The organism is Maribellus sp. YY47 (assembly GCF_023111095.1).
Taxonomy (GTDB): Bacteria; Bacteroidota; Bacteroidia; order Bacteroidales; family Prolixibacteraceae; genus Draconibacterium.
Window position 1 is genome coordinate 319,743 of the sequence record NZ_JALGYW010000001.1, and the last position, 23,184, is coordinate 342,926.

Below are 23,184 nucleotides of genomic sequence, written 5' to 3' on the forward strand. Positions count from 1 at the left end.
TTGGTTTTATTGTTTGTACTTGAGATGTGGTTAAAGTTACACCGCAAACTCGGGAAATTGTTCACTGAAGTGTTCTTTTATCTTTTCGGGCAGATAAAGCAACTGCCCCAATAGCACAATTGTAAACACAATTATCAGCAATGAAATAAAGATTATTCCGACATTGCTTTGAATAAAAGATGCTTTTGAAATGTTCCAAAAATTTGGAATTTGAATAGGAACCTGTATAAAAAGCATTGTCATGAATTGTGCTCCCTGCAATTGTTCGAGGAGCATAAATTTTTTACCATTTATCTTACCTATTTTGTAATGTGTGGGATAAATTCTGTAGTAATAAAACACAAGGAAAATAGTCATTGCGCCAAAGTACGGTACAATAATCCATAGGTCGTTCTCAATCCACTTAAAGAGCGTGGCAAGTACGGTTGTAAAAGCAAATGTCATTACAATTTTAGGCCAGCTAAAAAAGTCAAACAGGTATTTCCATAAAAGCCGGTTGTATTTTTTCCTGAGTTCTTTTTGCTTTTGTTCTTTGATCTTGCTGAAGCCAGAAATGCCAAATTTCCTGAAAGAATTCCATAATGCATTTTCGAATGAAAGCTCAGGTTTCTCCATCCATTGCTCCTCAATCGATGAGGCGAGGTGATCGACTAGTTCCACCTGTAAATCGTAATGATAAACGTAGTGTTTTCGGCAGAACTCAAAGAGAAACTGGGTTTCGTTGTTTGTGATGGTGCGGTTCATAGGTGGTTATTTTACAAATTCAGGATACTGGGCAAGGAAATGCTCCTTAATTTTCTTTGTAGCATATACCGAGAAACTATAAGTTAGAATGGCAAAGCATACCATTAGAAAAGCCATTAAAACAACAGTAAGCTGAACTTTAAGGTCTTGGAATGATAGTGTAGTCCATTTTTCTTTTGGAAAAATATCCATTGTGAAAACATTCAATATATTCAGCGGAAGAAAGGCAAACAGTACAAAATGTTGATAACGTTGTTTGAGCAACTCAAGCATTAGAAACTTTGCGTTGTCTTTTAACTCAAATTTTATTTTTCGCGGAAACCAGTATAAATAGAAAAAAGCGAGGGCACTTAAGGCTATGGCGAAATAAATGAAATAAGTTGTTCGAAAACTTCCTGTTAATACAATTATCTCGAATAGCAGATAGGTAAGAATAAAAGTCAATAAGATTTGCGGCCAACGGAAAAAACGATAAAAGAACTGCATGTGAAGGTGGGTATATTTTTTATTTAGTTCTTTCTTTTTGACCTTACAAATTTCGGTAAAACCTTTCTTGCCGAAATTTTTGAATGCCTGGGTTAGTGTATATTCAAATGAGAGTTCCGGCCATTTCTCCCATTGTTCTTCAATTGACGATGCCAGGTGATCGACCAGTTCTATTTGCAGATCGTAATGTTCTACATTTTGTGCACGGCAAAAGTCAAAAAGCCGTTGGGTTTCTTCGGTTGTAACTGCGCGGTTCACCTAGGCAAGTTTTGGGTTTAACAATACATCCATATTCTGGATAAAGGATTTCATTTCGTTTAGCAGGTTAAGGGTCTCTTCTTTCCCGTTTTCGGTTAGGAAATAATATTTGCGCGGGCGGTTGTTTACCGTTTTTATTTCAACGCTAAGCAGGCCTTTCGCTTCCAGTTTGTGCAGGGTGGGATAAAGTGCACCTTCGGTGATCACGAGTTCCCCGGTGGTTATTTGCTCTACTTCTCGGGTAATCTGGTAACCGTACATTTTCCCTTTATCATTCAACAGTTTCAGCACAATGGTCGAAAGACTTCCTTTATACAATTGATTTTTTTGCATGAACTAAAGGTAATAAAAATCTCATACCTAAGATTCTTAGGCAATATGTTTTAGAATCACTTTTGGGAATGAAAGAGGGAGTTTATTTCAAAACATTGGTTAAAACTACTCCGTCCTTGTAGCGGGTAATATTTCCGTTGAGGTCGTACAATTCGACCAAAACAACATAAACACCCAATTTTTGGACTTGTCCGTTTTCATTGGTGCCGTTCCACGAAAGCCTTTCCGATATTCCCAAAACATTGTTTTGTGCCAACTGTGTTATTTGCCGTCCGGCTGCATCAAATACCCAAACATTGCAGAGGTAACCGGGTTTGTCGAGTTGAAAGTGAATGAAATACTCGTCGTTGTAACCGTCACTGTTGGGTGAGAACGATTCAGGATCGAAACTTACGGTTGCCTTTTCAGCGAGGTCGTTTTCTGTTTGTGAATTTGTATAACCGGGTGTGCCGTAGCCCGATAACGATGAGGCCGAGTGCCAGTTGTCTGGTTGGTTGGTAGCAGAGGTAAACGAAATTCGTTCGAGCGAAATTCCCTCGCGGTCATGAAACACTGGAAGATGCAGGTCTTCGGTGTAATGCAACTCATCGATTACTTCCAGCTCGTTGTTGAGCAAAACCACGTAATCTTCATCATTATTAAAAGAGGGGAATTTTTCCATTTGCAGAAAACAGTCGGTGCACTCGATGGAAAACCAGGGGAAAACGCCGTTTGTATCTTTGGTAAGCGCGAGGTAACTGCCGGGTTCGAAGTAAAGTTTTTCGGTGGTGAGCGAATAAATTTGAGTGAGTTCCAGTTTCGTGTCTCTCGAGGCCAGGTATAGTTTATTGAGTGGGATTTGCTTTTCCGAATAGTTGTAAATCTCCACATAATCTTCGCCTTCCGGAACCGGGTTAAAAAGCACTTCGCTGATCAGTATGTCGCCGGGCTCAATAAACACCGGATCCTTTTCTTCGCCGCTTACCACCACTTCATCCAAAATCACTTTATCCGATGCATAATGATTGTTCATCTGTACCACGATCTGCAGCCTTTCTCCATTCAAATTGGTTTGGCGGGCAGTGTCAAGCCCCCAGTTTCCATAGTTTTCTCCCTTGCTTTCAAAAAGAAAAACAGGGCCGTCATCGATTTGATAAAAGGCTTTCAGATATTTTGTCTCTTCGTTTTTGCCGCTTCCCGTTTCGCTGGCAATGAGCTGAATGTTGACGTTGGTATATTCCGAAATATCGATTTCTTCAGAGTACCAAACCACTTCGCCATTAATGTCGCGGCATTCAAACCTTCCTCCCGAAGTGGAAACTGTTTTGGCATAGTCGTCAGCATTTGAAAGCGAAACATTGGGGTATTCCAAAGTCCAGGATGTGATGCCTTCAAAATCGGAGAGTACAGTGCTCCCGTCGTCAGATCCCCAAATGCCTTTTTCAGGAAGAGAGAAATGCTCACTCCATATTTCCTGAGAATGCCCCGGCAGGCTATAAAAGACAAGGAGGAATGTTAATATTTTTGGAAGATTGGGCCTCATAACATTACAATTATTTGCAAAATACTAACTTTGGCCCACTTAATTGATAGCAAGGACTTTAATTTATTAAAAGATTCAAACATGAGAGTTGCAATTGTTGGCGTGAGCGGTGCCGTAGGACAGGAGTTCCTGAAAGTGCTCGCAGAGAGAAATTTCCCGATGGACGAGCTCGTGATTTTTGGCTCGGCAAGGAGTGCCGGCCGTACCTACGAATTCAAGGGTAAACAGCTTACTGTAAAGGAACTCAAGCATGGCGACGATTTTAAAGATATTGATATTGCCTTGACTTCTGCCGGTGCAAGTATTTCAAAAGAATATGCTGAAACCATCACCAAGCACGGAGCTATCATGATTGATAATTCGAGCGCATTTCGTTACGACGACGACGTACCATTGGTTGTGCCCGAAGTAAACCCGGAAGATGCCTTGAATCGTCCGCGTAATATCATTGCCAATCCAAACTGTTCAACCATTCAGATGGTGGTAGCGCTGAAGCCTATTGAAGATCTTTCTCCGATCAAAAGCATTCATGTAGCTACTTATCAGGCAGCGAGCGGTGCAGGTGCACAGGGAATTGCCGAATTGGAAAACCAGGTGAAAGAAGTAGCCAATGGTGAAGAACCAACGATCAGTAAATTTCCGTATCAGTTGGCGATGAATATCATCCCGCAAATTGATGTTTTCCTGGATAACGATTATACCAAGGAAGAGATGAAAATGAACTGGGAAACCAAGAAAATTATGCACACCGATGCCGAAGTGAGTGCAACCTGTGTGCGTATCCCGGTAGCCCGTGCCCACTCTGAAGCGGTTTGGGTGGAAACCGAAAAACCACTTTCGGTGGAAGAAGTAAAAGCTGCATTCGAAAATTTCGAAGGATTAACGGTTGTTGACAAGCCTGCAGAAAAACAATATCCGATGCCGTTGTTTGTGTCGGGTAAAGACGATGTTTATGTGGGAAGAATTCGCAAAGACGTTGCCAATCCAAACGGAATCACTTTCTGGTGTGTAGGCGACCAAATTAAAAAAGGTGCGGCTTTAAATGCAGTACAAATTGCTGAATGGCTGGTGGCCAAAGGAGAAGTAAAATAAGACGTTAGCTCATATCATATTACAAGAAAGTCCGGTAACTCCGGACTTTTTTTGTTTTTGAGACTTCCGTATTTTTAGTAAATTATACCGGATCTAAATTACAGGCATTTATGGAACCAATTGACACCGTTGAATTGCGACAATTAAATCTGGGAGATTACGAAGAACTCAAGAAGTCGATGATTGAGGCCTACTCCAATTGGCCGGGTGCTTACTGGGGTGAGCTGCATTTTCAAAAGCTGTTAAAGATTTTTCCGGAAGGGCAGCTGGCTGTGCTGGTGAACGATGTAGTTGTCGGGTGTGCTCTTTCTATCATCGTAAAATACGAATTGTTTGGTGACGATCATACCTACCAGGAAATAACAGGCAATTACACTTTCAACACCCATAATCCGAAAGGAAATGTACTTTACGGAATCGATGTTTTTATCCGTCCCGATTATCGCGGGCTGCGTATTGGTCGCCGGTTGTACGATGCGCGGAAAGAGCTTTGTGAAAACCTCAATTTAAAAGCGATTGTGTTTGGAGGGCGTATCCCAAATTATCACCTGCACGCCAGCGAAGTAACTCCGAAGGAATTCATTCAAAAGGTGAAGTTGCGCGAATTGTATGATCCCACCTTAACTTTTCAGCTTTCGAACGATTTCCATGTTAAAAAAATTTTGAAGGGTTACATGCCGGGTGATAAAGAATCGAAAGAATATGCTGTTTTGCTTCAGTGGGACAATATTTATTACCAGAAAACTTCGGATAAAGCCGGAGCGCACAAGTCTGTCGTTCGCATTGGATTGATACAATGGCAAATGCGGCTTTATAAAGATATTGGTGAGTTGTTCACCCAGGTGGAATATTTTGTGGATGCAGTTTCGAGTTATAAAAGTGACTTTGTTTTGTTTCCCGAGTTTTTTAATGCTCCGTTGATGGCCGACTACAATCACCTTTCAGAGGCGAAGGCCATTCGGAAGCTGGCTGAATATACCGATGAGATCAAAGAGCGTTTTACCAAACTCGCAATTTCATACAATATCAATATTATCACCGGAAGCATGCCGGCGGTGAAAGATGAAAAACTGTATAACGTCGGATTTGTGTGCCGGAGAAACGGAACTTCTGAAATGTACGAGAAAATTCACGTCACACCCGACGAGGCAAAATGGTGGGGCTTGTCGGGAGGAAACACCGTCGAAGTTTTTGAAACGGATTGTGGCCCGATCGGGGTGTTGATTTGTTATGACGTTGAGTTTCCCGAACTTCCAAGAATTCTTGCGCAGCAGGGGATGAATATATTATTTGTTCCGTTCCTGACAGATACACAAAACGGATACTCGCGGGTACGTTATTGTGCCCGTGCCCGTGCTATTGAGAACGAATGCTATGTGGCCATTGCCGGTTCGGTTGGAAATTTACCCAAGGTCGAAAACATGGACATTCAGTTTGCGCAGTCGGTGGTATTTACTCCCAGCGATTTTTCGTTTCCTGCCAACGGCATAAAAGCAGAAGCAACAGCCAACACCGAAATGATTCTGGTGGCCGATGCTGATCTTGACCTGCTCAAAGAACTCCACTCTTTTGGCGCGGTGCGTAATTTAAAAGACAGGAGAACCGACTTGTATTCGGTTTGCCTGAATAAGCAGGGCGATGAAAATTGTAAGGAGTAAATAATTACTCCTCTGTAATTTCATACAGATAATCGTTGAACGGAAAACGTTGAACATGTATCTTTTTCACCGCTTCGTATAAATTCTGCTTGAAAGAATCGATGTTTTCCTTCTCAATCGCAGAAATAAACAAAGCAGGAGTATTGTTTTTTGCCATCCACGAGTTTTTCCATTCATCCAGGGTGAAATTGGCCTTTGTACGTGGTGTCAAGTCATCTTCATCTTTTTCTTCGTGCGAGAACGCATCAATTTTATTAAAGATGTAAATCAGCGGTTTATCACCGGCATCAATTTCCTTTAAGGTATTGTTAACAGTTTCGATCTGTTCTTCAAAACCGGAATGTGAAATGTCTACAATGTGCAAGAGAATGTCGGCTTCGCGCACTTCATCGAGGGTCGATTTGAACGATTCAACCAGTCCGTGAGGAAGTTTGCGGATAAACCCAACGGTATCGGCCAGCAGAAAAGGAATATTTTCGATAACTACTTTTCTGACGGTGGTATCGAGGGTTGCAAAAAGTTTATTTTCGGCAAACACTTCTGATTTGGCCATCATATTCATGATCGTCGATTTTCCGACGTTGGTGTATCCGACCAAAGCAACCCGAACCAGCTTCCCGCGGTTTTTCCGCTGAGTTGCTTTTTGCTTGTCGATTTTTATCAGCTGTTCCTTTAGCCGGGCAATTTTTTCGAGGATAATACGGCGGTCGGTTTCAATCTGAGTTTCCCCCGGACCGCGCATCCCGATACCTCCCCGCTGACGCTCAAGGTGGGTCCACATTCTTGTTAGTCGCGGGAGCAGGTATTGATATTGTGCCAGTTCTACCTGCGTTTTTGCATGAGCGGTTTGTGCTCGTTTGGCAAAAATATCCAGAATAAGGTTGGTCCGGTCCAGAATTTTGCATTCCAGCTGGCGTTCTATATTCCGAAGCTGCGTGGGCGAAAGCTCGTCATCGAAAATAACAGTATCGGCTTCCACTACTTTAATGTAATTGCCAATTTCCTCAAGTTTCCCCGGGCCAACAAAGGTGGCTTTGTTGGGGACATCCATTTTCTGGGTAAATTTCTTCAAAACAACAGCACCCGCTGTGTCGGCCAGAAACTCCAGTTCATCCAGATATTCCTTAACCTGACGTTCGTCCTGCTGAGAGTTGATTAATCCAACAATTACTGCTTTTTCTGTTATAGGTGCTGTTTCTATCATTGTCTAATTTTTAATCACAAAAAAACTCCTGCTTCATAAGAAACAGGAGTGCAAAGATATTGTCTTTCTGTTATTACTGCAACACGAAGTTAATTGGCACCGTGTACGATACATTAACTGGTTTGCCACGTTGTTTTCCGGGCTTCCATGTAGGAAGGCTGTTTACAACGCGAAGCGCTTCTTTGTCGAGCGACGGGTCAACACCCCTTGCAATACTTGCATTGGTTACTTTTCCGTCTTTTCCAACAACGAAAGTTACATAAACTTTACCCTGGATACCGTTTTCCTGAGCGATTACAGGATATTTGATAGCGTTGGCAATGTATTTACGCAATGCCAGGTCACCACCCGGGAATTCAGGCATGTCTTCCACGATAAGGAAAACCTGAGCTTCATCTTCTTCTTCTTCTTCAGCAGTTTCAATTACCGGAGCAACATCGATCACGGTGTTTTCGTCTGCTTCTGAGTCGATCTCGAGTTCGTCTTCAATTTTCACCTCGTCGCTTACAATATTCAATACTTCAACAACTTTTGGTGGTGGTGGTGGTGGCGGTGGTTTTACTTGCTGTTCACGAGTGATCGGAATGATTTCTTCTTCCACTTCCTGTGCCTGAACTTGTCCCAGCGAATCAGCTTTGCTTGGCTTGGTAGTCCATTCAAAGGCAACAAGTGTGATGCCTAAAGCCACAACCAATCCCAACAACCAGTAAGTATTCTTACGGCCTTCGAGATCAGCTTTCGGCGATTTTTTAAGTTCCATACTTAGCTATTTTTACTTGTTTTATTCGAATTTTAGTCCCTTAAAAACGGGGTTTAAAGATAGAAAATAATATTTATTTCCAAGCTCTAAATACTTTAATTTAATGTAGAATGTAATTCCCCGTAATGAACACTGTTCATGAATAAATCTAAGATCTGTCCGTTTGAATGAACAACAAAAACTTTACCAAATTTTTATTGGATGTTTTGAAAAAAATATTTTTATATTTGCAACCTCAAACGGGGGATTAGCTCAGTTGGCTAGAGCGTTTGACTGGCAGTCAAAAGGTCATCGGTTCGATTCCGATATTCTCCACAAAAAGAGCGACATAAAATGCCGCTCTTTTTTTATGTCTTTATTTTTGGGTCTATTTTTTTTCAGGTGAAACCAGTTTGTACACAAAGCCGGCAATCAATGCACCAATAATCGGGGCTACCCAGAAAAGCCACAGTTGACCCAACGCCCAATCGCCAACAAACAATGCCTGACTGGTGCTTCTTGCAGGGTTTACCGATGTGTTGGTAATTGGAATACTGATTAGATGGATAAGAGTTAGAGCTAAACCTATCGCAATTCCTGCAAATCCTTTTGGCGCCTTCGAATGAGTGGCTCCCAAAATAACAATCAAAAACATAAAGGTCATTACGATTTCAGAAACGAGTCCCGAAAGCATACTGTATCCGTCGGGGGAGTAGTCGCCAAAGCCGTTGGCGGCAAAACTGCCAATTTCTTTTCCGGAGCCGGTAATAATAATGTATAAGATGGCGGCACCCAGGGTTGCTCCCAGAACCTGGGAAATGATGTAGGGTAGGAGATTTTTGGCATCAAACCGTCCACCTGCCCAAAGACCGACCGATACCGCTGGATTCAAATGGCAACCCGATACATGGCCGATGGCATATACCATTGTTAATACTGTAAGACCAAACGCAAGCGCTACTCCGGCAAAACCTATTCCGAGATCGGGATAGGCGGCAGCAAATACTGCACTTCCGCAACCACCGATTACCAACCACATGGTTCCAATAAATTCAGCAACTAATTTTTTCATGAAAATGATTTTTAGTGAAATAATGAGTGATAAACATTTGTTTCTGTACAATTTAAAGGAAAATTGTGAGAAAAAGGAAAGGGTGCGGATTTAATTTCAGACAGATCGCAAATCTATAAAGCGAAATATCCGGATTGGGAGTTTCGGTATTAAATGAAAAGCAGTCGACGGGCGGGTTATTTTAAATCTATGACATCGGTGCCCAAAATCGGATCAGGACCATTCGTTATTATAACGTCACCTTCGTTTAGTCCTGAAACAATTTCGCACCAGTCGCTGCCAACAGTGCCAAAAACCACTTCGGTTTTTATCGCTTTTTTGCCCTTCACCACATAAAGCGACTGACGTGTCGTGTTTCCAAATTCCGGCTGTTTCTTTAAGCGGAGTACATTTTTCTGGTCACTGATGATTATATCGAGTGGGAGGTTTTGATCCGGAATAAGTTTGGGATCACTTTTTTCGGTTAAATGAACATCGAATTGCATCCGCTCGTCCATAATTGGAATAATTTTTCCGATCTGACCGTTCAAATCGCCTCCTTCAGCATGAACAACTACATTGTTGCCTGTTTTCAGCTGAAAGGAATATTTCGAGTCGATCATTCCAACCAGTTTAAAGGATGAAAGATCCGACATCCGCACCAGCATCCTCCCGGCTTCTATCCGTGAGCCGTTTTCTCCTCCTACTTCCAGTATCACTCCCGGAACAGGTGCGGTAACTTTGAGTTTGTTCAGCAGTGCTTTTTTATCGTTTAGGTTGGCTTTCTGTGTTTCAACCTGCAGTAACTGGCCGTTAATGTCTGCTTCCATTTGCGCAATACGCAGCGTATTTTTGTCGATCAGTTTCTGGAGGTCTTTTTCAGCCAGGTCAATTTCCTGGCGGGTTCTTTCCATCCTGTTTTCAGTGAGCGTGCCTGCTTTTACCAGGTTCTCCTGATCAGTCAGCATCGTTTTTAGTTTCTCAATTCTGTTCTTCTTGACTTCTTCATTTTGTTTAAGATCGAGTTGTGTGCTTTCAGTATTGAGTTGGATCTTTTCCACTGCATTGATTTTAACTTCGAGTTGAGAAGTCATTCTTTCGATTTCATTTTGAACGCTTTCTCCGTCGAGCTCCAGGATCAGTTCGCCTTTCGAAACTTTATTACCCGGCGTTTTGTACACTTTTTTGATGATGCTTCTTTCGGGACAAAGAACCATGCGGTCTTTTTCTGATTCCACCGTTCCAAATGCCTTTATCGATGAAACTACCTCACCCCTGGAAATGGTGTCGGTTGTGTAGGATGGACTTTGGGTTGACGAATGATTGTTGCACCCACTTAACAGAACGACAATTATTCCGGTTAAAACAATTGTAACCGAGATTAACGAGACGAAACGTGTTTTATTTCCCATCGAGATGTTGGATAAGGTTTTCAATCAATACTAACTGCCGAGCATCAGCAAAGGTATTAAAAATGAAGAAAAATCTTCAGGCTTTGCGTGCAGGTTTGGAAAATAAAACAATCATGATTCTCTGGAATCATCAACAGGTATGAAAGTAAAGATTTTTACTTCTATCGGGGATTTGTTTACAATTTTTAATGCAGAACACCCAATGTAGAATTCGCAATATCCAATTTTCAGGATTTTGTTGAATATTTTACATTCAAAATTGAGAATGGGATATTTTTAATATTTGACTTTCAGAAAAAACCTTCATGACAATATTTTGTCACAAATCAGTATGAAAGTCGTATAGCCAAATAGGTCGAGCTTTTCTTGGTGTCTTGGAACCCGCAGAAAAAACTGATAGCAGACTGAATGACCAAATCATTGTTGCCATAGAGCACGGACAGAAAATTATTTTCTTAAAAATTACTGCTATCGTTTACAGGGAGACTTTCACAGAAAAAGGTGGCTCAAAGAACCACCTTCGTTTTATTATTTTGCTGAAATTTTATTTCATTTTCTGTTCATACAGTTTTTGGATGTCGCTTAAGTATTCAACATCCATTTTGTCGGAGCGGATACGTACGGCTTCATAAAGTTTGCCATCTGAATAAATTGAAGCGCTGGCGGCATCAAACTCGTGGGCTTCCCAATTGTACTTCACGTCCATCGAAACTTTAATAAATTCTTCAGCGTCGAGGTAGCGCGAAATAAAAATATAGGCAAAAGTATCGTCTTCGGCGTTTTGGTAAATGCCCGATGCCAGTTCTTCCAACACGAGGAATTTCACAATTTTGGTGCGCGCTTCCAGTTTCCCGCTTAGTTTTTTGTTCATCAGGAAAGTAATTCCCTGCTTAAGATAGGCTTCCTGTATTTTTTCCACCAGATCAAGTTCGGGTAAATGCTTCAGCCTGATCGCATCCAGGTTCGTAGACCCAATGGTAATATAGGCTTTGCCTGCATCAAAATTCCAGTCGTACTGTTTTTCGATGTTTTGCGTTGCACGAAGGATTTCTTCCAGCGGATATTGTTTTCCCAATACCATGTATATATACATCGAACTGGCATCGGTAGGAAGTTCGTGGTAATAGCCCGGGAACGGATTCAGAGAGTCGAAAACCAGACTGCCTTTCAGGATTTTGTCATCCAATGCAACGAGAGTGTCATTTTTGGTGAGGTTTACAAAAACCTCCGTTTTTTTATTGTCCATGTTTGATATCTTTGGTTTCGAATTTTTATTAGAATAACAGATGCCGAACCAAGTAGTTCAACTAAAACATATTGGTCAAGTTACTTTTTCGAAAAATAGTCGTTCTAAAAACATAAAACTAAGCATTAAACCCGATAAATCAATATTGGTCTCCTATCCTTTTTATGTTTCATCAAAGGAAGTGGTGAATTTTGTTTTGAAAAACGAAGCCTGGATTTTGGAGCAACAGTCGCGGCTGGATGCCCGAAAAACAAAGATTGATCCGGAAGCCGGGATGAAAACCAAATTGTACCAGGTTCAGTTCCTGAAGTCGGATGCCAACCGGGTAAGCAGAAAAGGGAAAGTGATCCGGATTATGCTGGCTGATTTTGACTCGGATCAGTCAAAAGCTTTTGCCGAAAAATGCCTGACAGAAATCTATCGTTTTGAGGCTAAGCAAATATTACCCGGCCGTTTGGCTGAACTGGCAAAACAACACGGCTTTCAATATAATAAAGTGACCATTCGCGACAACCGGCGCAACTGGGGCAGTTGTTCTTCGGCCAACAACATTAGTTTGAACCTGCAAATGATGAAACTTCCGGATGCCTTAATCGACTATATTTTATTGCACGAACTCGTTCATACCGAAGTAAAAAATCACGGGCCAAAATTCTGGCAACGCCTGGACGAAATTACCGGCCACCGTGCCAAAGAACTTGCCGGGCAGGTTCGGAAATTTTCGACTTATATCCTGTAACTCGTAATTGATTGTTGTCTAGTGTTTTTTCCGGTAGGTCGGCTTTGATTGCTAATGAATTAAATAATGGTCAATATTAGAGTCTTTTATTTTGTTAAAAGCAAAACTTCAATGGGGCTGTGTTACATTTGTCGCGAAAATTCTGAAAAGTGGTTGTGATTCGACTGATTATTGTACTTGTTCTGTTTTTACCCGTGAACGTGATCTTTTCCGTTTGTGCCGGTACGGTTCGTATTGGTGTGGAAGAGCTTTCGACGTTGGTATACGAGCAGGAAGACTATTCGGTAAATGCCGATGAACCGACATTTGTTGAAGAAATACAGGAAAAGGAAGAGGCGGTTTTGGTCGCTTCCGAAATAAGCGATGCGCGACCCGATCAAACCTTCGTCTGTTTGGAGCCTTGGTATTGGGAACACATCAGTACGCTGCAAATCAATGCATTTTTTTATACAAATCTTCCCCCTCCCGTTAGAATGGCGTAAATTACCTGAGAGTTAACAATTCAATCCAATTCTTTAAATTTATAGTGCAGTACATCGTCTTGCATTAATTTTAAGATGATCTGCCACGCTGTTTCCCTGATTTCAATATGAAGAGATCGAAGATTAATATTGCGCTTCTTTTGCATTTTATCTCCATCGTGATGGTATTCGAAAGCCTGTTTATGTTGCTGGCTGTGGGGATTTCATTTTTTTACCGCGAGGCGATCGCTTTAAAAATGTTGTTGTCGTTTGCGACCACTTTTGTGTCGGGTGTTGCATTGAATGTTAGTACCCGCCGGCAACGTTACATTGAACCTTCGATTCGTGAAAGTTTTGTGATCGTTTGTATGGCTTGGGTAGTGATGGGCCTCGTTGGTACCATTCCTTATCAGATCACCAACAGTATCCCTTCGTTCACCAATGCATTTTTTGAGTCGATTTCAGGTTTTACCACCACGGGATCTTCTATATTGGCCGATATTGAAGCGCTGCCCAAAAGTATTTTGTTTTGGCGCTCTGAAACCCACTGGATCGGGGGGATGGGAATTATCGTTCTGGTGGTGGCCATTATGCCTTTTCTGAAAATTCACGGAATCTATCTTTTCTATTCTGAGGCTTCAAATGTCGACAACGAAAAAATTTCGACCCGAATTCGCAAAGTGGCCCGGAACCTGTGGCTTATTTATATGGGACTAACCTTTGCTGAAGTTATTTTTCTGTGTATCGGAGGCATGCCGTTGTTTGATAGTGTATGTCATTCTTTTGCCACAATTGCCACAGGTGGATTCTCTACCAAAAACGACAGTATCGCCGGGTATTCGCCTTACATTCAGTATGTGATAACACTTTTTATGTTATTGTCGGGAGTGAATTTTACGGTGCATTTTATGATGCTTCGCCGGCGGTTCAAATCTGTTTTTTACAACGAAGAATTAAGGGCGTACCTGGCTATTATTCTGGTCGTTGGTGGAGTTATTACACTGATTCTTTATTCTCTTCATCAGGAATACGGATTGGAAAGTGCTTTCAGGAGTTCTTTCTTTCAGGTGGTTTCAATAATCACCGCAACCGGTTTTGCCACTGCCGATTATCTTCAGTGGCCGGTTCAGGCCATACTTTTAATCGGGATGCTGATGCTGATCGGAGCTTCTGCTGGATCGACCGGGGGCGGAGTGAAAGTGATTCGCCATGTGATTGCTTTTAAGAAAATGAAGTTGACTTTCAAGGAAATCATTTCGCCCAATACGGTTCGCCTATTGCAGTACAACGGGCAACGGGTAAAAGAGAATCATGTTACACAGATTATGACCTTCATTTTTGTTTACTATTTCATCGTAATCGTGGGAACCATGATCATGTTGTTGTGGACCGAGGATCTGGCGACTTCGTTTGGTGCGGTGGCAACCAGTATGGCGGGTATCGGGCCCGGTTTCGGAACGGTTGGTCCGGTGAGCAATTTTATGCACTTGCCCGCCGGAGCCAAGTATTTTCTTGCTTTGCTGATGTTGATCGGTCGTCTGGAGATTTATAGTGTGATCATTATTTTTACCCGTACTTTCTGGCGCGACTAAATTCATTCTACTTTACCCGTATGGTGGTTGATAGTTTTGATTTTTCCTCCTTGATCGTGGAATTTCATTATTTTCGTGATTTAAATAATTACGATGGATTGGAACCAATTGCTTTCTGCCAAACGACTGGGAATGGAAGATCATCAGCCACTGGCGGCTCATGAGGACCGGACACAGTTTCAGCGCGATTACGACCGTATCATTTTTTCGTCTCCCTTCAGACGGATGCAAAACAAAACCCAGGTTTTTCCACTGCCTGAGCATGTTTTTGTGCATAACCGTTTGACACATAGTCTGGAAGTGGCAAGTGTGGGGCGGTCGCTCGGGAGTATTCTGGCGGAACGTTTGGTGAAAAAATATCCGGAAAATCATTTGATTCACGAAATTGGCAGCATCGTTTCAACAGCCTGCCTGGCACATGACCTCGGAAATCCTCCTTTTGGACACTCGGGCGAGGCAGCCATCTCCAATTTTTTCCTAAAAGGAAACGGGAAGAAATTTGAGGAAGAGCTGAGCGACGGAGAGTGGAGAGATTTTACACATTTTGATGGAAATGCCAATGCCTTTCGAACTTTAACTCATCAGTTTAACGGGAAGCGAAACGGTGGATTTGCTTTAACGTATTCCACGCTGGCAAGCATTGTGAAATATCCGTTTGAATCAACGGCAGCCACAAAATCAAAGTTTGGATTTTTTCAATCGGACAAGGAAAACTACCTGAAAATTGCAGAAGCACTTTCGATTCAGCAAAAGGAAGACGGAAGTTTTTGCCGCCACCCGCTGGTTTACCTGGTGGAAGCTGCCGACGATATTTGTTATCAGATCGTGGATTTGGAAGATGCCTTTAAACTGGGCATCCTGAATTACGATACCATCACCAATTTATTCCTCGGATTTTATGATCCCGATGCTGAAAAATCGCAACTTGAACGCATTGAAAGCACTCTGCTGAAAGTAACCGACCGTAACGAGCAAATTAGTTTCCTGCGTGCGGGAGTGATTGGGAAGCTTATTTATGAATGCATTCGGATTTTCGAAGAAAATGAAGAGGCAATTCTGGCCGGGACTTTCGAAAAAAGCCTGATCGATCATTTGCCGGCGATTCAGCATGCGGCAATGAAACGCGTTCAAAAGATTTCGGTAGCCGAGGTTTACAATCACCGGAGCGTTGTGGAAATTGAAATTGCGGGGTATAAAATCATTGGGACTTTGCTGGACGAATTTGTGGAGGCGATAATGAATCCGAAAGAAGGATACAGCCGGAAAATTCTTTCGTTGTTACCCGATCAGTACCAGCCGGCAGATGATTCAGCTTATTCAAAAATTCAATCGATTGTAGATTTTGTTGCCGGGATGACCGACATATTTGCGCTAGATCTGTACCGGAAAATCAGAGGGATAAGTTTGCCCGGGGTGGTTTAGCTTGCAGTGTTCAGTTGCAGTTTCCATTCATGATATTTTGCTTTGGCATATATGACGTAGAAATGACGCAGGCTTGACGTTACCAGATGGTTTGCTGCAAAATACATTTGCTGCTAAAATCAAAATTTAAGAAAATGAGAAATCAAAATCTGGCAAAAAACATCAGGAATTTAAGAACAAGAAAAGGAATATCGCAGGAATTACTGGCCGATAAATCGGGAGTGAGTTTGAGAACGGTACAACGAATCGAAAACGGAGAAACAGAACCTCGCGGTGATACTTTGGTTCGGCTATCGGAGGCACTGGATGTAGCTCCCGAAGATTTGATGGAATGGAAAATAGAAGAAGACAAAGGTTTCTTAATGTCATTGAATCTCTCCTCACTCGGCTTTATTATCTTTCCATTGCTGGGGATTATTATTCCACTGATCATGTGGATCTCGAAAAAAGGTAAACTCAAACTAATTGATCAATTAGCAAAAAATGTGCTTAATTTTCAAATAACCTGGACCATTGTGCTTTTGATAACTTATATCTGGTTTATTGCCAGTACTTATTATCGTCTAAGACAATCGGGCGATATTTCCCCGGCTATTCTCGGAAATCCTGTTTACAAAATACTTTCTTTAGGGGGCTTGTATCTATACAATTTGGTGTTGATTATTTTTAATACTTTCAGAATTAATAAAGGAAAAGAAACAAACTATTTCCCGAGAATTCGCTTTGTAAGATAAAAAAATGGGGAGAAGATTTTGGATGCTTCTCCCCATTTAAAATTATACTTTTAATCTCGTATTCCTTTTCCCTGAATACTGTTAACTGCGACTGAATACTGGTTTATCCTTCCAAAAGTTGATTCAACAATCCCGATCGTCCTTCTTTTCGAGCGTTGCCTCCTGCCGGCGAGAGTTCAGCAATCAGTTTTCGGATCGGCATACTTTGCAGCCATACTTTCCCGGTACCGCGTAAGGTGGCCAGGAAAATTCCTTCGCCGCCAAATACCATCGAGCGCAAACTTCCGGCCTGCTCTATACTGTAGTCGATCGATGTTTCGAAACCTACAATACATCCGGTGTCCACTCTTAGGGTTTCATTGTTTAGTTGCCGTTCAATAACAGTTCCTCCGGCATGAATAAACGCTCTGCCATCGCCTTCCAGCTGCTGAAGAATAAATCCTTCGCCGCCAAAAAATCCGGCGCCCAGTTTTCGGTTGAAGGTGATCGAAATTTTGGTTCCGAGTGCGGCACACAAGAAAGCATCTTTTTGAACGATCACCCTGCCACCAAGGTAAGGCAGATTTAAAGGGATGATGGTTCCGGGGTAAGGAGCCGAAAAGGCCACATGTTTTTTGCCCCATCCCTGGTTGGTGAAGTGCGTAAGAAACAGCGATTCTCCGGTAATTAACCGTGATCCGGCAGACACTAATTTGTCAAAAAAGCCTGCTCTTGGATTCGATCCGTCACCCATTCGTGCCTGAAAATCAATTCCCTCTTCCATGTAGAGCATCGCGCCTGCTTCGGCAATTACGGTTTCTCCGGGATCCAGTTCTACTTCCACCAGTTGTACATCGTGTCCGATAATTTTGTAATCTATTTCGTGTGATTGCATAACGTGTTTTTTTGAAATGTTTTCCGAAATTAATGGATTTGAGGCAAATAAAATTTGTAATTCGAATTTTTATCGATCTTTGCAAAAAGTAAAAACAGCAATGAACAGGCAAAACAACAGAAGCGGAAGCAGTTCGCGTAATTCAGGGACGCCGGGACGGCCCCCAAAAAAAACAGGATCAGCTCCTACCGGAAAGCGAATCGGAAAATCGAGACCGGTAGTGAAAGAAGAACCTAAAAAGGAATTTGCCCCGCGGAAATGGGAGAAGAAACCTTTTGTAAAGAAAAAACAGGAGGCAAAGCCTGACAGACAACCCAAAGACCGTACGCTTTCATCGGAAGGAATGCGCTTGAACCGGTTTATTTCCAATTCGGGAGTGTGCTCGCGCCGTGAAGCCGATACCTATATCACGGCCGGAGTGGTTACCATAAACGGGAAAGTGATTACGGAGCTTGGAACACGGGTAATGCCGGGCGACGAAGTTCGTTTTGACGGCCGGGTGTTGAGCGCCGAAAAAAAGGTGTATTTGTTGCTGAACAAACCAAAGGATTTTGTAACAACTACCGACGATCCGCATGCCGAGAGAACCGTGATGGAATTGGTTCGGGAGGCCTGTAGTGAACGGATTTATCCGGTGGGAAGACTCGACAGGAACACTACCGGGTTGTTGCTTTTTACCAACGATGGCGATTTGTCGAAAAAGCTTACCCATCCCAGCCACAACATGAAAAAGGTGTACCAGGTGAGTCTGGAAAAACCTCTGACCAAAGCCGATCTGGAAAAAATTGCTGAAGGTGTTGAACTGGAAGATGGTTTTATTGCAGCCGATGCGATCAGTTATATCGATGCTGAAGCCAAAACCGAAATAGGGATAGAGATTCATTCGGGTAAAAACCGTATTGTACGTCGTATATTCGAGCATTTGGGCTACCGTGTAAAAAAACTCGATCGTGTGTTATTTGCCGGGCTTACCAAAAAGAACCTGCCCCGTGGAAAATGGCGTTTTCTTAGCGACGACGAAGTAAAGTTTTTGAAAATGCATTAATTTCAGGGTGGGATAATCAGTGCCTTCCTGGGGGAAAAGGAAAGAATCAACAAGGAATTTATTTTCTTATCAAGAATATCCAAGCACTAAAGCCTGTATTTTAGGGGATTAAATAGTGTAATTTTTAACAAGTTTAGCTACTAATAACCTGATTTTGGAAAAGGATTTTTTACAAATAATACAGAAGAATCAGGGCATCATTCATAAGGTCTGCAATATTTATTGCGACACAGATGATGACCGGAGCGACCTTTTCCAGGAAATTATAGCGCAACTCTGGAGATCATTCCCAACTTTCAGGGAAGAGTCGAAAGTTTCGACTTGGATGTACAGGGTGGCGCTGAATACAGCAATTACGACTTTCAAAAAAAGCAAAAGAAGGCCCGATCAGAATCTTCTTTCTTACGAGAATTTTCAAATTGTAGATGAAGTTTATGATTCGGAAACAGAGGAGAAAATCAAAGAGCTACACAAGGCTATTAATTATTTAACGGGCGTTGAAAAGTCGATTGTTTTGCTTTTCCTCGAAGATAAAAAGTACGAGGAAATTGCTGAGATCACGGGAATCACTCAAAATTATGTGCGGGTGAAAATGAACCGGATCAAAAAGAAGTTAAAGAAATTCATGGACACGGAAGGATAATAATGGATTTAAACGACCTGAAGAAAACATGGGATAAGCTTCCTGCCGGAAAGGAGTTGGATGAAAATCAGTTGAGGAGTATGCTGAGCAAACGTACGGGCAGCCTGATTGAGCGGATCGACCGGAACATCAGAATCGGATTTTTGGTGTTGTTCGTTTTGATCCTGTTGTTTGCTTTCGACGATTTTCTGGTGTCGCCAACCGTGCTGAAAAGTCTTCCAAAAGGAGTGGACGTGCCAAAGTGGCTGATATTTCTGGGGATTTTTAGCAATGCGCTTATATTTACAACTTTTATCTATTTCGTCATCAAATATTACCGGGTCCGGAAAAACTGTGACGTGATTTGCGACCTTCGCGAAACCTTAAAAAAGATCATCAATACCTTGCGGCTGTACCAGAGGTTGTTCTACCTGGCGCTGGCAACTTTTATGGTGGCCATTGGTCTGGCTTTTATCTCGGGATTGTACGAAGGCGTAAATGCGAGCTTGACCACTCAGACGGGCGAAGCAATTCAAATCGATCCAAGCAAATTGGTTTTGTTGGTGGTTATTGGTCTTTTGGTTTTAGTCTTGCTTGTTGGCAGCGTTTTTCTTTTCCTGCGCTGGGGATTCCGAAAACTGTACGGTAATTACATCCAGAAATTGAAAGCTACCCTCAAGGAGCTGGAAGGTATCGAAGACGAGAATCTTTAATGTATCCTCTAGATTTTGTTAGTTTTCAGAATAAAGGGCAACAAATCTTAATTTATGATTGCCGGTTTGTTACTAGATTATTGTGAATGATAAATTCCGCTGACGAACTGACATTTCTTCGCCATTTATCTTGGCTTGATGTTTATCTTTGCCGCAGAAACAACAAGAAAGATGACTTTAATAAAATCTATTTCAGGAATTCGTGGGACAATTGGCGGCAAGCCCGGCGAAGGGCTTAGTCCGTTGGATGTAGTAAAATTCTCGGCAGCTTATGCTACCTGGGCCAGGCAAAAGGCCGGAAAAGAAAAGATTACACTTGTGGTGGGGCGCGATGCCCGTATTTCGGGTGAAATGGTGAGCTCGCTTGTAGTGGCAACTCTTACCGGCATGGGCTGTAACGTGGTTAATATTGGTTTGGCAACCACGCCAACCACCGAAATTGCAGTTACCGAAGAAAAAGCCGATGGAGGTATTATTCTTACTGCAAGTCACAATCCCAAACAATGGAATGCCTTAAAGTTGTTAAACGCTTCCGGAGAATTTTTGAACGCCGATGAAGGTGCAAAAGTACTGGAAATAGCGGAAAGCGAATCGTTTGTTTTTGCAGAAGTGGATGCACTCGGAACAGTTGTCGAGAAAGACTATACCGATATACATATTCAGCATGTGCTTAATCTCGAACTGGTGGATGTGGAAGCCATCCGCAATGCCGGTTTCTCAGTGGCGGTTGATGCCGTTAACTCGGTTGGAGGAGTGGCCATGCCGGCCTTGTTCAAAGCGCTGGGAATCGAGAAAGTGGTGGAAATTAATTGTGAACCTACCGGACATTTTGCACACACTCCTGAACCGCTTCCGGAAAACCTGGTGGAGACAGCCGAAATTATCCGGAATGAAAAAGTTGACGTAGGTTTTGTTGTGGATCCCGATGTTGACCGTTTGGTAGTCATTAACGAAGACGGCTCGATGTTTAACGAAGAATATACACTGGTGGCAGTGGCCGATTATGTGTTGGCTCACACTCCGGGGAATACGGTTTCAAACTTGTCGTCGAGCCGGGCGCTTCGCGACGTAACCGAGAAACACGGACAAAGCTATGCTGCAGGTGCAGTTGGAGAAGTAAATGTGGTCGCTAAAATGCGCGAAACCAATGCTGTTATTGGTGGCGAAGGAAACGGTGGTGTTATTTATCCTGCGAGTCACAGCGGCAGAGATGCGTTGGTGGGTGCTGCCTTGTTTTTGTCGCACCTGGCAAAAAGCGGCATGAAATGCTCGGAGCTTAGAAAAACATATCCCGATTACTTTATCTCAAAAAATAAAATTGAATTGACACCCGATATCGATGTCGATGGAGTTCTGGTAAAAATGAAAGAGAAATATGCATCAGAACAGGTGACTGATATTGACGGAGTTAAAATAGACTTTGCGGACTCGTGGGTACATCTTCGTAAATCGAATACCGAACCCATCATCCGTATTTATGCTGAAGCCGGGTCGATGGACAAAGCCTCGAAGTTGGCTCAGCAAATCATTAACGATATTAAAGAAATGGTTTAGCCCTTTTTAGAATGAAGAAAAAGAAAACAATAGGCATAGTTGCCCACGATAACCGCAAAAAGGATATCATGGAGTGGGTGGCATTTAACTGGAAAGAGTTAAGACAACATGACCTGGTATGTACAGGTACCACCGGGAAACTGGTGGACGATACCTTGTCTCAAAAATGTGAAGAAGCTGGCATGGTGCCACCTACGGTAATTCGCTTAAAATCGGGACCATTGGGGGGTGATCAGCAACTAGGCGCTATGATCTGCGAGGGGAACGTCGATATTCTGATTTTCTTCTGGGATCCGATGCAGCCGCAGCCCCACGATGTGGACGTTAAAGCTTTACTTCGTATTACCGTGCTGTACAATATTCCCACTGCGTCGAATCGTTCAACTGCAGATTTCATGGTTACTTCAGAATTGTTTCACGAAGACTATGAGCCGATATTGAAAGATTATGGCAGCTACATTTCCCGGGATGTTGACATGCGGTAGAAATCATTTTTAAAATATTTTATAAAGCCCCTTTACTTTTTTAATTCATTTTAATATTTTTGTGTGTACCACTTAAATAGGAAAATGAATTACAGGGGATTGTTTTTGAGCCTGGTTGGATTGCTCGGTTTGTCGGGCAATGCTGCAGCACAGGATTTTGCGGGATTTGAGCATCTGTTTACACCCGTCAGGAGTTACGTGGCTTGTCAAACGGATGAGGAGATAAGCATTGACGGGAAGGCAGCCGAAAAAGCATGGAAGAAAGCTGAATGGTCGGAGTATTTCAAAGACATTGAAGGAGACCTGAAGCCGCAGCCCCTTTATCCTACCCGTTTTAAACTAATGTGGGATTTCCAAAACCTGTACTTCTTTTTTGAATTGGAAGAACCCGATATCTGGGCATATTACGATCAAAAAGATTTGGTGGTATATCATGAAAATGATATCGAGATTTTTATCGATCCCGACCGGGATTGTTATGATTATTTTGAATTCGAGCTAAACGCTCAAAATACACTCTTCGATCTGTTTCTGGATAAACCCTACAGGAACGGTGGAAAGCCCGATATAGCATGGGATGCCAGCGGTTTTGAAAGCGCTGTTTTTGTAGACGGAACGCTAAACGATCCTTCGGATAAAGACCGGAAATGGTGTGTGGAGGTTAAAATTCCGTTTTCTGCTCTTTCTATTGAAGAAAATTATTCGCAGCCCAAAGAAGGAGATATCTGGAAAATGAATTTCTCTCGGGTTGAATGGCAAACCCGGTCAGTCGACGGGAAATATGTTAAGTTGAAAGACAAGACCAGCGGAAGAGACCTTCCTGAAAATAACTGGATATGGAGTCCGCAGGGGGTGATCAACATGCACTTTCCCGAGCGCTGGGGATTTGTAAGGTTTTCAGAAGCGCCGGTGGGAACCGCTAACGCTTCTTTTGATTTGCCGCACGATGAAATACTGGCACGTCATCTTTGGCTGGTGTATTACAAGCAACAGCAGTTCCGGCGCGAAAATAAACGATACGCCAATACTTTGTCCGAACTTTCCGTTCAGGTTTCGGGCTCCGAAAAAGAAGGGACTTTTGAGCTGGACATGCAGGCAAGCAACGACGATTTTAACGTGACTATTTCCTCTAAAAACGGCTGCATTGTTTCGCTCGACAGCGGCGGACGTATTACAAGAACCAACTAGAAAAAACAAT

The 23,184-nt window shown here is 42.5% G+C and carries 23 protein-coding genes and 1 tRNA gene; 14 read left to right on the top strand and 10 right to left on the bottom strand.

Going from position 1 to position 23,184, the window contains the following annotated elements:
• Positions 1-36 precede the first annotated feature (36 nt).
• The 4 genes from MR764_RS01415 to MR764_RS01430 form a co-directional block, all read right to left on the bottom strand.
• Entirely contained in the window at positions 37-744 is a 708-nt protein-coding gene (locus MR764_RS01415) for a hypothetical protein (RefSeq protein WP_247977596.1), read from the bottom strand.
• Positions 745-750: 6 nt separating this feature from the next.
• Positions 751-1,488 (bottom strand): hypothetical protein, encoded by a 738-nt coding sequence (locus tag MR764_RS01420; RefSeq protein WP_247977597.1) that lies wholly within the window; start codon positions 1,486-1,488, stop codon positions 751-753.
• Positions 1,489-1,821, bottom strand: coding sequence for a PadR family transcriptional regulator (locus MR764_RS01425; protein ID WP_247977598.1), 333 nt, complete (start codon positions 1,819-1,821; stop codon positions 1,489-1,491).
• 82 nt (positions 1,822-1,903) lie between these two features.
• Positions 1,904-3,343, bottom strand: a complete 1,440-nt coding sequence (locus MR764_RS01430; protein ID WP_247977599.1) for a lamin tail domain-containing protein — start codon at positions 3,341-3,343, stop codon at positions 1,904-1,906.
• Positions 3,344-3,424: 81 nt separating this feature from the next.
• Between MR764_RS01430 and MR764_RS01435 the strand changes: the two genes are divergently transcribed.
• Both MR764_RS01435 and MR764_RS01440 read left to right on the top strand, forming a co-directional pair.
• The gene (locus MR764_RS01435; protein ID WP_247977600.1) at positions 3,425-4,435 is read left to right on the top strand and encodes an aspartate-semialdehyde dehydrogenase; all 1,011 of its coding nucleotides are present in this window, start codon (positions 3,425-3,427) and stop codon (positions 4,433-4,435) included.
• Positions 4,436-4,545: 110 nt separating this feature from the next.
• Positions 4,546-6,093 carry a bifunctional GNAT family N-acetyltransferase/carbon-nitrogen hydrolase family protein gene (locus tag MR764_RS01440; RefSeq protein ID WP_247977601.1) on the top strand — a complete coding sequence of 516 codons (1,548 nt, stop codon included), beginning with the start codon at positions 4,546-4,548 and terminating at the stop codon, positions 6,091-6,093.
• Between the two features lie 4 nt (positions 6,094-6,097).
• Here the strand turns inward: MR764_RS01440 and hflX are convergent, their stop codons facing one another.
• Complete coding sequence (gene hflX / locus MR764_RS01445) at positions 6,098-7,297, bottom strand: GTPase HflX (RefSeq protein WP_247977602.1); 1,200 nt, start codon at positions 7,295-7,297, stop codon at positions 6,098-6,100.
• Positions 7,298-7,370: 73 nt separating this feature from the next.
• Positions 7,371-8,057, bottom strand: coding sequence for an energy transducer TonB (locus tag MR764_RS01450; protein WP_247977603.1), 687 nt, complete (start codon positions 8,055-8,057; stop codon positions 7,371-7,373).
• A gap of 241 nt (positions 8,058-8,298) precedes the next feature.
• Here MR764_RS01450 and MR764_RS01455 point away from each other — a divergent pair.
• Positions 8,299-8,372, top strand: a tRNA-Ala gene (locus tag MR764_RS01455).
• 52 nt (positions 8,373-8,424) lie between these two features.
• On the opposite strand, the gene aqpZ is transcribed toward MR764_RS01455, so the two are convergent.
• The 3 genes from aqpZ to MR764_RS01470 all read right to left on the bottom strand — a co-directional run bounded on the left by aqpZ (position 8,425) and on the right by MR764_RS01470 (position 11,745).
• Positions 8,425-9,108: an aquaporin Z gene (aqpZ, locus tag MR764_RS01460; RefSeq protein WP_247977604.1), complete on the bottom strand. Its 684-nt coding sequence runs from the start codon at positions 9,106-9,108 to the stop codon at positions 8,425-8,427.
• Between the two features lie 176 nt (positions 9,109-9,284).
• Positions 9,285-10,499 carry an efflux RND transporter periplasmic adaptor subunit gene (locus tag MR764_RS01465; RefSeq protein WP_247977605.1) on the bottom strand — a complete coding sequence of 405 codons (1,215 nt, stop codon included), beginning with the start codon at positions 10,497-10,499 and terminating at the stop codon, positions 9,285-9,287.
• Between the two features lie 544 nt (positions 10,500-11,043).
• Positions 11,044-11,745, bottom strand: coding sequence for a hypothetical protein (locus MR764_RS01470; protein ID WP_247977606.1), 702 nt, complete (start codon positions 11,743-11,745; stop codon positions 11,044-11,046).
• 40 nt (positions 11,746-11,785) lie between these two features.
• Between MR764_RS01470 and MR764_RS01475 the strand changes: the two genes are divergently transcribed.
• The 5 genes from MR764_RS01475 to MR764_RS01495 all read left to right on the top strand — a co-directional run bounded on the left by MR764_RS01475 (position 11,786) and on the right by MR764_RS01495 (position 16,693).
• Positions 11,786-12,484, top strand: coding sequence for a SprT family zinc-dependent metalloprotease (locus MR764_RS01475; protein ID WP_247977607.1), 699 nt, complete (start codon positions 11,786-11,788; stop codon positions 12,482-12,484).
• Positions 12,485-12,633: 149 nt separating this feature from the next.
• The gene (locus MR764_RS01480; RefSeq protein WP_247977608.1) at positions 12,634-12,966 is read left to right on the top strand and encodes a hypothetical protein; all 333 of its coding nucleotides are present in this window, start codon (positions 12,634-12,636) and stop codon (positions 12,964-12,966) included.
• Positions 12,967-13,073: 107 nt separating this feature from the next.
• Positions 13,074-14,537: a TrkH family potassium uptake protein gene (locus MR764_RS01485; protein WP_247977609.1), complete on the top strand. Its 1,464-nt coding sequence runs from the start codon at positions 13,074-13,076 to the stop codon at positions 14,535-14,537.
• A gap of 93 nt (positions 14,538-14,630) precedes the next feature.
• Entirely contained in the window at positions 14,631-15,959 is a 1,329-nt protein-coding gene (locus tag MR764_RS01490) for a deoxyguanosinetriphosphate triphosphohydrolase (RefSeq protein ID WP_247977610.1), read from the top strand.
• Between the two features lie 134 nt (positions 15,960-16,093).
• The gene (locus tag MR764_RS01495) at positions 16,094-16,693 is read left to right on the top strand and encodes a helix-turn-helix domain-containing protein (RefSeq protein ID WP_247977611.1); all 600 of its coding nucleotides are present in this window, start codon (positions 16,094-16,096) and stop codon (positions 16,691-16,693) included.
• Between the two features lie 103 nt (positions 16,694-16,796).
• Here the strand turns inward: MR764_RS01495 and MR764_RS01500 are convergent, their stop codons facing one another.
• The gene (locus MR764_RS01500) at positions 16,797-17,567 is read right to left on the bottom strand and encodes a TIGR00266 family protein (protein ID WP_247977612.1); all 771 of its coding nucleotides are present in this window, start codon (positions 17,565-17,567) and stop codon (positions 16,797-16,799) included.
• Between the two features lie 100 nt (positions 17,568-17,667).
• Here MR764_RS01500 and MR764_RS01505 point away from each other — a divergent pair, with 100 nt between their 5' ends.
• The 6 genes from MR764_RS01505 to MR764_RS01530 all read left to right on the top strand — a co-directional run bounded on the left by MR764_RS01505 (position 17,668) and on the right by MR764_RS01530 (position 23,174).
• The gene (locus MR764_RS01505; RefSeq protein WP_247977613.1) at positions 17,668-18,612 is read left to right on the top strand and encodes a pseudouridine synthase; all 945 of its coding nucleotides are present in this window, start codon (positions 17,668-17,670) and stop codon (positions 18,610-18,612) included.
• A gap of 154 nt (positions 18,613-18,766) precedes the next feature.
• On the top strand, positions 18,767-19,255 hold the full coding sequence (locus MR764_RS01510) for a sigma-70 family RNA polymerase sigma factor (RefSeq protein WP_247977614.1): 489 nt from the start codon (positions 18,767-18,769) through the stop codon (positions 19,253-19,255).
• Positions 19,256-19,257: 2 nt separating this feature from the next.
• Positions 19,258-19,947, top strand: coding sequence for a hypothetical protein (locus tag MR764_RS01515; protein ID WP_247977615.1), 690 nt, complete (start codon positions 19,258-19,260; stop codon positions 19,945-19,947).
• Between the two features lie 171 nt (positions 19,948-20,118).
• The gene (glmM, locus tag MR764_RS01520; protein WP_247977616.1) at positions 20,119-21,501 is read left to right on the top strand and encodes a phosphoglucosamine mutase; all 1,383 of its coding nucleotides are present in this window, start codon (positions 20,119-20,121) and stop codon (positions 21,499-21,501) included.
• Positions 21,502-21,512: 11 nt separating this feature from the next.
• Complete coding sequence (locus MR764_RS01525; protein WP_247977617.1) at positions 21,513-21,986, top strand: methylglyoxal synthase; 474 nt, start codon at positions 21,513-21,515, stop codon at positions 21,984-21,986.
• A gap of 84 nt (positions 21,987-22,070) precedes the next feature.
• Positions 22,071-23,174, top strand: coding sequence for a carbohydrate-binding family 9-like protein (locus MR764_RS01530; protein ID WP_247977618.1), 1,104 nt, complete (start codon positions 22,071-22,073; stop codon positions 23,172-23,174).
• Positions 23,175-23,184 lie beyond the last annotated feature (10 nt).

Excerpts from the sequence above, each read along its gene's own strand:
- MR764_RS01415 (WP_247977596.1), bottom strand. The coding sequence starts at position 744 with ATGAACCGCACCATCACAAACAACGAAACCCAGTTTCTCTTTGAGTTC.
- MR764_RS01425 (WP_247977598.1), bottom strand. The coding sequence starts at position 1,821 with ATGCAAAAAAATCAATTGTATAAAGGAAGTCTTTCGACCATTGTGCTG.
- MR764_RS01430 (WP_247977599.1), bottom strand. The coding sequence starts at position 3,343 with ATGAGGCCCAATCTTCCAAAAATATTAACATTCCTCCTTGTCTTTTAT.
- MR764_RS01435 (WP_247977600.1), top strand. The coding sequence starts at position 3,425 with ATGAGAGTTGCAATTGTTGGCGTGAGCGGTGCCGTAGGACAGGAGTTC.
- MR764_RS01440 (WP_247977601.1), top strand. The coding sequence starts at position 4,546 with ATGGAACCAATTGACACCGTTGAATTGCGACAATTAAATCTGGGAGAT.
- hflX (WP_247977602.1), bottom strand. The coding sequence starts at position 7,297 with ATGATAGAAACAGCACCTATAACAGAAAAAGCAGTAATTGTTGGATTA.
- MR764_RS01450 (WP_247977603.1), bottom strand. The coding sequence starts at position 8,057 with ATGGAACTTAAAAAATCGCCGAAAGCTGATCTCGAAGGCCGTAAGAAT.
- aqpZ (WP_247977604.1), bottom strand. The coding sequence starts at position 9,108 with ATGAAAAAATTAGTTGCTGAATTTATTGGAACCATGTGGTTGGTAATC.
- MR764_RS01465 (WP_247977605.1), bottom strand. The coding sequence starts at position 10,499 with ATGGGAAATAAAACACGTTTCGTCTCGTTAATCTCGGTTACAATTGTT.
- MR764_RS01470 (WP_247977606.1), bottom strand. The coding sequence starts at position 11,745 with ATGGACAATAAAAAAACGGAGGTTTTTGTAAACCTCACCAAAAATGAC.
- MR764_RS01475 (WP_247977607.1), top strand. The coding sequence starts at position 11,786 with ATGCCGAACCAAGTAGTTCAACTAAAACATATTGGTCAAGTTACTTTT.
- MR764_RS01485 (WP_247977609.1), top strand. The coding sequence starts at position 13,074 with ATGAAGAGATCGAAGATTAATATTGCGCTTCTTTTGCATTTTATCTCC.
- MR764_RS01490 (WP_247977610.1), top strand. The coding sequence starts at position 14,631 with ATGGATTGGAACCAATTGCTTTCTGCCAAACGACTGGGAATGGAAGAT.
- MR764_RS01495 (WP_247977611.1), top strand. The coding sequence starts at position 16,094 with ATGAGAAATCAAAATCTGGCAAAAAACATCAGGAATTTAAGAACAAGA.
- MR764_RS01500 (WP_247977612.1), bottom strand. The coding sequence starts at position 17,567 with ATGCAATCACACGAAATAGATTACAAAATTATCGGACACGATGTACAA.
- MR764_RS01505 (WP_247977613.1), top strand. The coding sequence starts at position 17,668 with ATGAACAGGCAAAACAACAGAAGCGGAAGCAGTTCGCGTAATTCAGGG.
- MR764_RS01515 (WP_247977615.1), top strand. The coding sequence starts at position 19,258 with ATGGATTTAAACGACCTGAAGAAAACATGGGATAAGCTTCCTGCCGGA.
- glmM (WP_247977616.1), top strand. The coding sequence starts at position 20,119 with ATGACTTTAATAAAATCTATTTCAGGAATTCGTGGGACAATTGGCGGC.
- MR764_RS01525 (WP_247977617.1), top strand. The coding sequence starts at position 21,513 with ATGAAGAAAAAGAAAACAATAGGCATAGTTGCCCACGATAACCGCAAA.
- MR764_RS01530 (WP_247977618.1), top strand. The coding sequence starts at position 22,071 with ATGAATTACAGGGGATTGTTTTTGAGCCTGGTTGGATTGCTCGGTTTG.